Below are 11,431 nucleotides of genomic sequence, written 5' to 3'. Positions count from 1 at the left end.
GTGATGATATGACCGGGATTAGTTTCTTTAGTTTTAATGGTAAAAGAAATCCAAATGTAATTCCATTGCAGGGTAAAAAACGCCCTGCATGGGCTCCTTTGGAACGTACATTCCTTGAAGTTCCTCACTATCCAGGTGGACGCTTGATAAGAACGCAAACGAAAATGAGGAAAATAATTGTACCAGTTTCATTGTTATATGATTCTATGGAAGAGGCCGAAAAATTAAAGGAAGAGATAGCTGATTGGCTTATAACGGACCAACCTCAGGAACTTGTTTTTGATGACGAAAAAGATCGTACGTACTTAGCTGTTATTGATGAAGCATTTGACCCTGAACAATTAGTAAATTTAGGCGAAGGAGTACTTACTTTTGTTTGTCCAATGCCGTATAAATTAGGGGAAACAAATACTCACAAATTTACTCAAGAGTGGTCTACAGAAACAACTTCTTATTTTACTAATAAGGGAAGTGTAGAAACTCCAGCGTTAATTGAAATGAATGTAAAAAAACCAAGTACCTTTTTAGATGTATGGTTTGGCGAGTATCCGCATAATCGTGATTATTTTAGAATAGGCTATCCCCTGACTGTAGAAGAAACCACGGTACAAGAACGAGAAAGAGTCATGTGGGATGAAATGGCTACTCCTATAGGGTGGATACCCGTTACTGGACAATTCGATGATATGAAAGGAACAGGTAGTTTTAAATCGCGGGGTGGTTATGCGCTGTATTGTGAAGATTACGGAAAAGAGGTAGGATTCTACGGTGCTATAGCCAAGAAAAACATTCCGGGCGGCCCATTACAAGACTTTGAAATGGAGGCATGGATGACTTTAAAGTCCAAAAATATAGGTGAAATGGGTCGTGTTGAAGTTCTTCTTCTAGATGAGGCTAGTAATGTGGTAGCCCGCATCAATATGAATGATCTATATGCGACTGCCGAAATTACAAGGGCACATATGAAAATTGGAAATAGCGGAACACCCAATAGTTTTCGAAAATTACTTGATACAAGTGGGTATTATTCGACTACATTTAACCAATTCCGAGGGCGTTTGCGTATCGCTAGGCGGGGGAAGGTGTGGTCTGTATATGTGGCCAAGTTTATAGATGGTACAGAAAAAGATGGCGCTTCGCTTGTAGAACGTTGGATTGATGAAACGGGAAATCCAATGACAGAACGTAAAATTGCACAAGTTATGATTTCGATTTGCAAGTGGGATAATCACCAACCTGTTAACGAAATACAAATTGATGATTTGAAATTTTGGAAGGTAAACAAAGTTCCATCTAATACACAACCATATATCTTTGATACTGGAGATAAAATTGTTATCGATACTGAGAAAAGTCTTGTCACAATCAATGGGAAGAATGCAATCAATATAAAAGAATTCTTTAGTAATTTTCCTGTCGTAATACGTGGTGAAAATCGTATCGATATAATGCCGCCAGATGTAAACGCAACAATCAGTTATAGGGAGAGATACAGATGAGAACACCAAGCGGGATTTTACATGTTGTGGATTTTAAAACAGATCAAATCATATCCGCTATTCAACCGAAAGATTATTGGGACGATATTCGTCATTGGGAAATTAAAAATAATATAGACACATTAGAATTTAAAACATTCGACGGAACATCACACGCAATTACTTTGCAACAACAAAATTTAATTGTAAAAGAAGTTCGTGATGGACGAATAATTCCATATGTAATCAACAATGAAGTGGAAAAAGATTCTAATGATAAATCGATAATAGTGCACGCTTCTGGTGCATGGGTACAAATAGCAAAAGACGGTTATATAATGCCGCAGCGCATAGAGAGTAAAACAGTTAATGAGTTTATCGATATGGCCCTCGTAGGTGGGAAATGGAAGCGTGGAATAACTGAATACGCAGGGTTTCACACGATGACAATTGACGAAATTATAGATCCTCTTACATTCTTAAAGAAAATCGCTTCATTGTTTGACTTAGAAATTCAATATCGTGTAGGAGTTGTCGGTTCGCGAATTACTGGTTGGTACGTCGATATGATAAAGAAGCGAGGCAGAGAGACTGGTAAGGAGGTAACCTTAGGTAAGGATTTAGTGGGTGTAAGACGAATTGAACATTCACGAGATATATGTACAGCTCTAGTAGGTTTCGTTAAAGGCGAAGGCGATAACATTATTACAGTTGAGAGTATAAACAAGGGGATTCCTTATATTACAGATAGTGATGCATTCCAACGTTGGAATGAACATGGAAAACATAAATTTGGTTTTTATACACCAGAAACAGAAGATCAAAATATGACACCCAAACGATTGATGACATTGATGAAAACGGAGTTTAAAAAGCGTATTTATACCTCCGTTTCTTATGAGGTGCAAGCACGGTCAATTGGTCGCGTATTTGGATTAGCCCATGAGTTAATAAATGAAGGCGATACTATAAAAATTAAAGATACAGGGTTTACACCAAAATTATATCTTGAAGCACGAGTAATAGCTGGAGACGAATCTTTCACAGATCCAACACAGGATAATTATGAATTCGGGGACTATCGTGAAATTGTCAATCCTAATGAAGAATTAAGAAAAATTTATAATCGTATTCTTAGTTCGCTTGGCAATAAACAAGAAATGATTGATCAGCTAGATAAATTAGTGAAAGAAGCCAATGAAACGGCTAGTAATGCAAAGAAAGAATCAGAAGCAGCGAAAACACTTGCTGAAAAAGTACAGGAGAATATAAAAAACAATACTGTCGAAATCATTGAATCGAAGTACCCGCCGACAACAGGACTAAAGCCATATAAAACACTCTGGCGTGATATTAGTAATGGAAAGCCTGGTATATTAAAAATATGGACAGGTGCAGCGTGGGAATCGGTTGTACCTGATGTTGAATCAGTCAAACAAGAAACATTAGATCAGGTTAATAAAGATATTGAAACCACAAAAACAGAGTTAAATCAAAAGGTTCAAGAAGCACAGAATCAAGCAACAGGACAATTTAACAAAGTACAGGAAGGTTTACAAGGTGTCAGCCGTACAATTTCTAATATCGAAAATAAACAAGGTGAAATCGATAAGAAAGTAACTAAGTTTGAACAAGATTCAAGTGGATTTACAACTTCAATTGAATCGTTAACGAAAAAAGATACTGAAATTAGTAATAAATTAAATACAGTTGAGTCTACTGTGGAAGGTACGAAAAAGACGATATCTGATGTACAGCAAACAACTAATGATTTAAAGAAAAAAACTACTGAAATAGAAGAGAAGGCTGGGAAAATCACCGAAAAATTTACAAGTTTAGAGACAAGAGAAGTTAATGTTCGAAACTATGTAATTAACTCTGATTTTTCGAATGATACAAATTCTTGGATTGGAATTACTAATACAACCCTTTTTAAATTTATAGATGTGAATACCTTGGAAGTCCCAGCTATTAAGAAAGGTTTACAAATAACAAGTAATAAAGCTTTTATTTATCAAAAGTTACCCGTAGACGTGTTTAAAAAGAAGAAGGGGATAGCATCTTGTTATATAAATGTATCAAGTTTTACAACTGGTACAGATTATCCACGTTTATATATGAGATTCACCTATGACCAAAACGGAACAGAGAAGCAATATTATGCCATTTTAAGACAACAAGAAGTAACTAATGGATGGATTAGGATTTCTATACCATTCGATACAACTGGATATACAGGTGAATTAAAAGAAGTACGTGTAAATATAGCTACCGCTGACACAACTACTATCAATGCAACGTTCACTGGAATAATGGTTACATTCGGTGACTTAATTGAATCTTGGAATCTCGCTCCAGAAGATGGAGTAACACAAGGTACTTTTCAATCTAAAACAACCGAGATTGAAAAAAGTGTGGATGGTGTAAAAACCACTGTAACAAATGTTCAAAATAGCCAAGCTGGATTTGAAAAGCGCGTGTCTAATGTGGAACAAACAGCAAGCGGATTGTCCTCCACAGTTAGTAATTTAAACAATGGAGTAACAGATCAAGGAAAGAAACTCACTGAAACAAATACAAAACTTGAACAACAGGCAACAGCGATTGGAGCAAAAGTTGAGCTTAAACAAGTGGAGGATTATGTTGCTGGGTTTAAGATTCCTGAGTTGAAGCAAACTGTTAATCAGAATAAACAAGATTTATTAAATGAATTAGCCAACAAGCTTGCAACGGAACAATTTAATAAGAAAATGACTCTGATTGATAATCGTTTTATTATCAATGAAGAAGGTCTCAATGCGGCAGCAAAAAAGACAGAAGTATATACGAAAACGCAAGCTGATGGACAATTTGCTACAGATTCTTATGTAAGAGATATGGAGTCACGCCTCCAGCTAACAGAAAAGGGCGTTAGTATATCTGTAAAAGAAAACGATGTAATAGCAGCCATTAACATGAGTAAAGAAAACATTAAATTAAATGCTGCACGAATAGATTTAGTTGGTAAAGTTAATGCTGAATGGATTAAAGCTGGATTGCTGAGCGGTTGCCAAATTCGAACATCAAATACAGATAACTACGTAAGCTTAGATGACCAATTTATACGTTTATATGAAAAGGGTGTTGCTAGAGCGTTTCTGGGGCATTACAGAAGAGCAGATGGCGCAGTGCAACCGACTTTCATTTTAGGTTCAGATGAAAAAACTAACGCTCCTGCAGGCACGTTATTTATGTCTCAAGCAGGTGCGGGATGGTCTGGGGCTTATGCGAGAATTGGTATTAGCGATGGCATAGAAAATAATGAAGTCCAAAGATCTGTGTATTGGGAAATGCAAAGAAATGGACTAAGTGTTCTGAACGCTAATGATTACCATGTTTTTTATGCAGGAAATGGGAGTTGGTATTTTAGACGAGGAAAAACTGGATTATATCAAACTTCGTTAGTCGTTGAAGATAATAGTACAGATTCTGATTTAAGATTACCTAATATTGTTTTACGTAATAGCCGTGCAGCAGGATATACAGGTATCATTCAAGTCAAGTCACCTGTTACTCAGAATGGTTGGGGATCTGTTCAAGGTAATTTCATGAGCCCTTCATTACGGGAATATAAATCTAACATTCGTGATGTTTCTTTTTCCGCATTAGAAAAAATCAGGAATGTACGAGTGAGACAATTCAACTATAAGAATGCGGTAAACGAGCTTTACAAAATGAGAGAAGAGAAAAATCCTAACGATCCACCATTGACAACAGAAGATATTAAAACATACTACGGGGCAATTGTAGATGAATCTGATGAAGCTTTTATCGATGAAAGTGGTAAAGGAATTCACTTATACTCATACGCATCACTTACAATCAAAGCTTTACAGGAACTTGAAGAAAATCAATATGCGAAAATAGAAGAAATAGAGAGTAAGCATACTGAAGAAATTACATTAATGAACAACAAGATAGCAACATTAGAAGAGTTAGTTCAAAAATTAATAGATGAGAAATCAAAGCAGCTGTAAGCTGTTTTTTATTTTGGACACAATACACTTTTTCAAATATTATATATTTCTATAGCTGATATGTATTTATGTACACCTAATAACTCATGTGAAATAATAGAAATTATAAAGTTATTAAGGAGGAATTTTATGATTTCTAATGAACTGGAGAGTGCCACACATTGGTGGTTTGTTGAGCGAAGAAAAGATAGCTTTAATGAAAGTATGTATACAGTATTACCCTTTATATTTAAAAATTTAGATGCTTTATATATTATAACTAGAAACATTCCGAGAGAATGGACAAAGAATGAATTATTGCGTGGTAGAGTTAATGGAACTCGAAGCAAAAAAATTATTCTTCCGAATTCGTTGGTAGATTACATTAATTTAAGGTCTTCTCTTTCTTTTGTAAGCGATTTACACCTCCTCTTAAAGACATTAATAGAAGAGGGGAACCTAATGGATCTTGAGGAACCTATTGAACACCTGTATAATGAAATAAGTAAATTTAGAGATGTGAGAAACTTTTTCACACATTTGGATGAAAGACTTTTGAAATTGGAGAAACATGGGGTATCAGGAAAGAATACTGCTAATTGTGGCATTGAGTATGGAGAAGACGCAGTAGAGTGCTTTCACCTTGTTTTATCAGGGAATAAGATACATTTTACCCAAAATAAAAAGTTGTTAGAAGCAGAGGTCGGAAGAGATGCTTTTAATGCAATATTTAGAAGTTGCAGAGGAGTTTATGAAGTACTCATAAATCATAGAATACATGCAACTAATTATAAATCATTTAAAGAAATTTATTCCATTGATTAAAATCTGAATAAATAAAAAATAAGCTAAGTAAGAGAAGCAGGAATGCTTCTCTTTTTTATTGTATATGAATTTTTTATATCAAAGGAGAGGGAATAGTGTCAATTGAAATCGGTTTACTTATTGCAGCTATTTCACTAGTTATCGGGTACCTTTCTTATGCTTTAAATCGTTCAAAAGAATTTAAGTCAGAAGGAAGACAAGGAGCAGAAACAAACGCGAAATTAGAGTATATCAGCAAGGGGGTAGATGATATTCGTATAGATATAAAAGCAAATGAAAAACAGATGATTGTATTGGGTGAGCGTATTACAAGGGTAGAAGAAAGTTCGAAACAAGCTCATAAACGTTTAGATAACGTAGAAAAGGAGATGGGTTGATTATGAAAGAGAAATTTAAAAATAGAGGGTTATGGGTGGCATTGTTCGCACTATTAGGGATGGTCCTTATGGATACCAACCCTAATTTTAATTTAGGGCGATATCAAGAGTATGTAGATGTCTTGCTTTTTATTTTGGCTGCAGCTGGTGTAATTTCGAATCCAAACGCAGGTAAATGGTTTGCGGATCAAGATAAAAAAGGAGAGGATCAATAATGGGATACATTGCAGATATTTCAAAATGGAATGGTAATATCAACTGGCTTGTAGCAAAACAATATTTGGACTTTGTAATTGCTCGTGTGCAGGATGGCTCAAATTACGTAGATCCATTATACAAAGGATATGTACAAGCAATGAAGCAGCATAACATTCCTTTTGGTAACTATGCATTTTGCCGATTTGTTTCAATCGCTGATGCAAAGAAAGAAGCACAAGACTTCTGGAGCCGTGGTGACAAGAGCGCAACCGTTTGGGTGGCTGATGTAGAAGTAAAAACAATGAACGATATGAGTGCAGGTACAAAGGCGTTTATCGATGAGTTATACCGATTGGGGGCTAAGAAAGTTGGTTTATATGTTGGTCATCATATGTATGCGCCTTTTGGTATGGCAAATGTAAAATGTGATTTTGTATGGATTCCACGGTATGGCGGCAATAAGCCAGCATATCCTTGTGATATTTGGCAGTACACAGAAACAGGAAATGTACCTGGTATCGGGAAATGTGACCTTAATTCACTTATAGGTAATAAGTCACTGTCATGGTTTACTGGAGCAGCGGAGCAAGTGCAGGTAAATAAACAAAATATTATTCAATCAGGAGCTTTCGGAAGAGAACATACAGCTGATGTTATGGGAGCATTAACGTCACTAAATATGACAGCTCAATTCATTTTACAATCAGATGGATTAGCATATTTTATTTCTGATCCAACTTCAGATGTGCAATTAAGCGGTATGAAAGGGTACCTTGACCGAAAAAGTTGGTGGTATGAAGTTAAGTAAAATATACTATGTAACAGCTAAAGAGGCCTATGTAAACGTCTATTAATTTAGTAACAGCATGACAAAGAAACCGATTCCCATAAAAGAGTCGGTTTCTTATAATTATTATGTCAACGTTTAATGCTGATATCTATTAAACAATAAACTCTAAATATTCCGGAAAATCAATGTTATTCATATTTTCTATACCACCATTTTCTTCTATGTGAGCATATATTTTGTGAACGCATTTATATAACAAGGAAATATGTTTCTCAGGCATATCATCTAGTAAAATAAATGCTTCCACGCGGTTAGTTGCATTCTTTGCAACTTTAAAATTCCATCTACTATAAAGCTCTGGATTTAACATACAAGATTCAGTATCTGGACCAAAACTGTAAATCACATTTTCTTTATCCTCATTTTCTTTTATGATTGCTATTAGTGGATATCTCCCCATTGTTCTCAACACTCCTTAATTAAAAACTTTATCAAGAGGAACTTTTAAATGCTCATCAAAAGGTATCATTGGCTCAGTAGATGCAGGTTTAGAATTTACGATTGATGCGAAGGTAAGTGCAAATGGTTCACCACAATATAAGGTGATAAATAGTAGAGGCAAAATATACTATGTAACAACTAATGAAGCCTATGTACATGTGAAGTAGGAAGAGAGTCTGCTTATATTGAGCAGACTCTCTCTTTGTTTAAAAAGATTAAATATAATAATCAGGATTTTCAACCATTTTATTTATAAATTCCTCTAAAGAATCAGCTATTTTTGTAGAACTCGAGTAAATAGGACATTGGCCTAATTCATTTTCTTCTTTGAATTTAATTGTTAAAAAATTTAATTCTGTTACTTCAAAGAAAACCAGCGATTCTTCATCATCAACACCATCTATATTGGGGTTGTATTCATAAATATCTTCCCTTAAACGAAAATCAGAAACCGAAAATGGGTCCATAAATCTATTAAAAAAGAACCTATCTGATGCTTCTAAAAAACCATAACCAATTTCCTTGTAAAAATCTTTTAATTCTTTAGGGAATTTCATTTTTAACAACTCTTCTGCCTCTTCTATTTCCTCACTTTTTAAAGGATAGAAAATAGGTGTTTGGTCAGATTTTACACTTTCATTAGCTACAACATACTTTTTCAAAAAATCAAACATAGCTTTCGTTACCTCCGTTAATTACTTTTTAAAAATTTCTCTTGAGATACTGTCCTTAGCGTGTATACCACCTTGATGTTCATCAGGGTATTTAGCTGGGTGCATATTCCACCATTCATGTTCTCCGCCATGTGCATTTTCAATAAAATGATGTGCATCAAATGGCTTATCAATTCTCCGTGATACTTTACCTCTTCTAGAAATAACTTCCTCCGTATATGTAGGCCATGTTTGGCCTGTTTCTTTTTCCCATTCAGCTATCAGCTTATTTTTTATAGTATTGAACTCAGCCCTTCTTTGATCTACTTCTTCTTTGCTTAATCGTTCATAAGCATTCTTTTCTAAAGCTTCCTGAAGCAATTCTCTTTGATTTTCAGGAATTTTTCTGTTTGTTATTTCTTCTACTTGGCTAAGGTATTCTTGGAATCTAGGTGTATTTAAATTACCAGAGTCAGCAAACATAAATGTATTACGTGCTTCTTCTAAAGAATTAAAAGAAGTTTTTGGAATATCTCTAAACTCACTAACGCTAGCATATGCAAAGCGATCTCCCATTTGCAATTTATTTGTAAAATGCGAAATACCTTCTGAGAATTTTGCTACACTCGCACCCTTTGCGAGTGTAGTGACTTTGCTTATTCCTTTATCACCAATAAGTCCTAAACCAACTTGAGTTAAAGCATAACTTCCCCATTTTGCACGACTTTCTGCGTCACCATTTATTACATCATTAATAAATGAATCTGACAATACATTATACATGGTACTAAGGGTATCAATAGGGTGCAGGGCGGCATTCCCCATGTTTTCCCACGTCTCCCATTTACCAAGTGCCTTAAAGCCTTCTACTGTATCTTCAACAGCTTGTCCCGTACCTTCTACAATACCGTCCCAAACCTTTTCTATTGTAGATTTTTCAGGGGGTTTACCACACATTGCACCTTCTTCCATTGTAACATCTTGATTATCTGTATTACGGAATTTTTCAGCAATTCGTTTCAAATCCTCTTCCACCTGTATAAGTGAATTGATAGATGTAAAAGCTTTTGGTCTCGCATCATTGAACATTTGAATGAATTGTTGATTAGAGGCACCAATCCATTGAAAACACAATTGATCTATCTCGTTACATAAATTATTATGTATAGATTCTAATGCGATTCTGGTATTATTTGCACGATTAGCGATTTCTTCTAGCATTTCAGGTGTTACTTTGATTTGAACCATTTTTTTCCTCCCTTTCCCAATTAAAATTATGAGATAAAAAGAAAAAAATGTAAACATGGAAATTTTAGATTAGTATAATAATATTTATGTGAAGTAAAATCTGTTTAATTGTAAATAAACCCTATGTGTACGTGAAGTAAAAAGAGCCGCCCTGTTGGGCGGCTTTTTTAATATCTATCAATTATTTTCTTTTAATACCTATGAATAATGAATCATAGCCTTTTGTTTGAGGCCTTGTGTGTAACTCGATTTGGTATTTACCTTTATCTAAGTAAGTGTGATAATCTCGCCCGCTTGCTTTTTTGGAAGGCATTGCTATAACATCATTAATTTCTTTATCTAGATTAAGATCTGGATTTATTAAAGTAATCCAATTTTTCGCTAATTCAACAGTTGCGTTATCAATTATAAACGTAATATAGAAATCATGTTCATTTTCACCTTCTACAAAGAACTGTCCTTGTCCTAAATCATAAATCCTTCCCAAATTAGGGTTAGAAGTACGTAACTGTACACTTTCAGGAAGGCCCATATTGCTGACAGATGCGCTTTCATATTTATAATCTTCATTATATTTCTTGTTTATTTTTGTAATTAGATTTTGCGCTTCATTAGATACAGATTTTTTTAGCACTGGTGAAGCATTTTTCCAATTGTTACTGTTGTAATAAAAATCATTTGTAATCATAGAGCTAGGTATACCGAAAGGTGTTAATTCAGGTTTAACTTCTACCTTATTCATTGCATTGTATAGAAATTGTGCATACTGCTCACGAGTTACAATATTTTTAGGTTCAAATAGATTATCCCCTGTGCCAGCAGCAATTTTATTTTCTTGTAATGCACTAATAGCATTTGTCGCCCAGTAATTTTTATCTACATCTTTGAAAGTGGTAGTAGATGTCGCTTTGAAGTTAAAGGCCTTTGTTAATACAACAGCTAATTGTTCGCGTGTTAAAACATTATCTGGACCAAATTTTCCATCGCCAAAACCGTTCATAATACCTGCTTTACTAAGAGTTAAAATTTCTTTTTCAAACATATGTCCTTTAACATCAGTGAAAGGATTTGGTGGATTATGTTCATCTGCTGGTTTCAAGTAGGCATATATCAGTCTAGCTACTTGTCCTCGTGTGATATTATCCCCAAAACCAAATATTCCGTTTCCATAGCCAGCCACAATATTTTTCTCTTTTAAATTCATAATTGCATTATAAGACCAATGATCTGAAGGAACATCGCGAAATCCAGTCTCAGCTTGTGCATTTGTTAAAGAGGTAACCGTTGATGTAGCAAGAACAGCGCCTGCTAAAATAATTTGTTTGAATTTCATTAGTGAGCTCCTTTTAATTAATTTTTTTACAAA

10 protein-coding genes and 1 pseudogene are annotated in these 11,431 nt (G+C 34.7%); 7 read left to right on the top strand and 4 right to left on the bottom strand.

The genetic code is table 11. The annotated features are described in order from the left end of the window. Positions 1 to 17 precede the first annotated feature (17 nt). The 6 genes from DN390_RS28835 (at position 18) to DN390_RS28810 (ending at position 7,681) form a co-directional block, all read left to right on the top strand. Positions 18 to 1,499 (top strand): distal tail protein Dit, encoded by a 1,482-nt coding sequence (locus DN390_RS28835; RefSeq protein WP_147809191.1) that lies wholly within the window; start codon positions 18 to 20, stop codon positions 1,497 to 1,499. Further along, positions 1,496 to 5,494 carry a phage tail spike protein gene (locus DN390_RS28830; RefSeq protein ID WP_147809174.1) on the top strand — a complete coding sequence of 1,333 codons (3,999 nt, stop codon included), beginning with the start codon at positions 1,496 to 1,498 and terminating at the stop codon, positions 5,492 to 5,494. Before DN390_RS28835 ends, DN390_RS28830 begins: the two co-directional genes overlap by 4 nt. A 129-nt stretch (positions 5,495 to 5,623) precedes the next feature. Then, positions 5,624 to 6,298 carry a hypothetical protein gene (locus DN390_RS28825; RefSeq protein ID WP_147809173.1) on the top strand — a complete coding sequence of 225 codons (675 nt, stop codon included), beginning with the start codon at positions 5,624 to 5,626 and terminating at the stop codon, positions 6,296 to 6,298. A 95-nt stretch (positions 6,299 to 6,393) separates the two neighbouring features. Beyond that, complete coding sequence (locus DN390_RS28820; RefSeq protein WP_147809172.1) at positions 6,394 to 6,675, top strand: hypothetical protein; 282 nt, start codon at positions 6,394 to 6,396, stop codon at positions 6,673 to 6,675. A gap of 2 nt (positions 6,676 to 6,677) precedes the next feature. Beyond that, the gene (locus tag DN390_RS28815) at positions 6,678 to 6,890 is read left to right on the top strand and encodes a hypothetical protein (protein WP_147809171.1); all 213 of its coding nucleotides are present in this window, start codon (positions 6,678 to 6,680) and stop codon (positions 6,888 to 6,890) included. Next, positions 6,890 to 7,681, top strand: coding sequence for a GH25 family lysozyme (locus DN390_RS28810; protein WP_147809170.1), 792 nt, complete (start codon positions 6,890 to 6,892; stop codon positions 7,679 to 7,681). The genes DN390_RS28815 and DN390_RS28810 overlap by 1 nt, the downstream gene beginning before the upstream one ends. A 133-nt stretch (positions 7,682 to 7,814) precedes the next feature. Here DN390_RS28810 and DN390_RS28805 read toward each other — a convergent pair whose 3' ends face one another. Further along, positions 7,815 to 8,123, bottom strand: a complete 309-nt coding sequence (locus DN390_RS28805; RefSeq protein WP_147809169.1) for a hypothetical protein — start codon at positions 8,121 to 8,123, stop codon at positions 7,815 to 7,817. Between the two features lie 58 nt (positions 8,124 to 8,181). Here DN390_RS28805 and DN390_RS31460 point away from each other — a divergent pair. After that, positions 8,182 to 8,331: pseudogene (locus tag DN390_RS31460) on the top strand (N-acetylmuramoyl-L-alanine amidase); the annotation flags it as partial. Positions 8,332 to 8,379: 48 nt separating this feature from the next. Here DN390_RS31460 and DN390_RS28795 read toward each other — a convergent pair. From DN390_RS28795 to DN390_RS28785, 3 genes are all read right to left on the bottom strand, one after another. Further along, complete coding sequence (locus DN390_RS28795; protein ID WP_000459261.1) at positions 8,380 to 8,838, bottom strand: SMI1/KNR4 family protein; 459 nt, start codon at positions 8,836 to 8,838, stop codon at positions 8,380 to 8,382. 21 nt (positions 8,839 to 8,859) lie between these two features. Then, positions 8,860 to 10,065 carry a WXG100 family type VII secretion target gene (locus tag DN390_RS28790; protein ID WP_142329326.1) on the bottom strand — a complete coding sequence of 402 codons (1,206 nt, stop codon included), beginning with the start codon at positions 10,063 to 10,065 and terminating at the stop codon, positions 8,860 to 8,862. A 181-nt stretch (positions 10,066 to 10,246) separates the two neighbouring features. Next, positions 10,247 to 11,398: an S-layer homology domain-containing protein gene (locus DN390_RS28785; protein ID WP_147809168.1), complete on the bottom strand. Its 1,152-nt coding sequence runs from the start codon at positions 11,396 to 11,398 to the stop codon at positions 10,247 to 10,249. Positions 11,399 to 11,431 lie beyond the last annotated feature (33 nt).

This window comes from Bacillus sp. SH7-1 (assembly GCF_008042405.1).
GTDB lineage: Bacteria > Bacillota > Bacilli > Bacillales > Bacillaceae_G > Bacillus_A > Bacillus_A thuringiensis_N.
This window is presented reverse-complemented; position numbering and strand designations above follow the sequence as displayed.

Excerpts from the sequence above, each read along its gene's own strand:
- DN390_RS28825 (WP_147809173.1), top strand. The coding sequence starts at position 5,624 with ATGATTTCTAATGAACTGGAGAGTGCCACACATTGGTGGTTTGTTGAG.
- DN390_RS28795 (WP_000459261.1), bottom strand. The coding sequence starts at position 8,838 with ATGTTTGATTTTTTGAAAAAGTATGTTGTAGCTAATGAAAGTGTAAAA.
- DN390_RS28785 (WP_147809168.1), bottom strand. The coding sequence starts at position 11,398 with ATGAAATTCAAACAAATTATTTTAGCAGGCGCTGTTCTTGCTACATCA.
- DN390_RS28790 (WP_142329326.1), bottom strand. The coding sequence starts at position 10,065 with ATGGTTCAAATCAAAGTAACACCTGAAATGCTAGAAGAAATCGCTAAT.
- DN390_RS28815 (WP_147809171.1), top strand. The coding sequence starts at position 6,678 with ATGAAAGAGAAATTTAAAAATAGAGGGTTATGGGTGGCATTGTTCGCA.
- DN390_RS28805 (WP_147809169.1), bottom strand. The coding sequence starts at position 8,123 with ATGGGGAGATATCCACTAATAGCAATCATAAAAGAAAATGAGGATAAA.
- DN390_RS28810 (WP_147809170.1), top strand. The coding sequence starts at position 6,890 with ATGGGATACATTGCAGATATTTCAAAATGGAATGGTAATATCAACTGG.
- DN390_RS28830 (WP_147809174.1), top strand. The coding sequence starts at position 1,496 with ATGAGAACACCAAGCGGGATTTTACATGTTGTGGATTTTAAAACAGAT.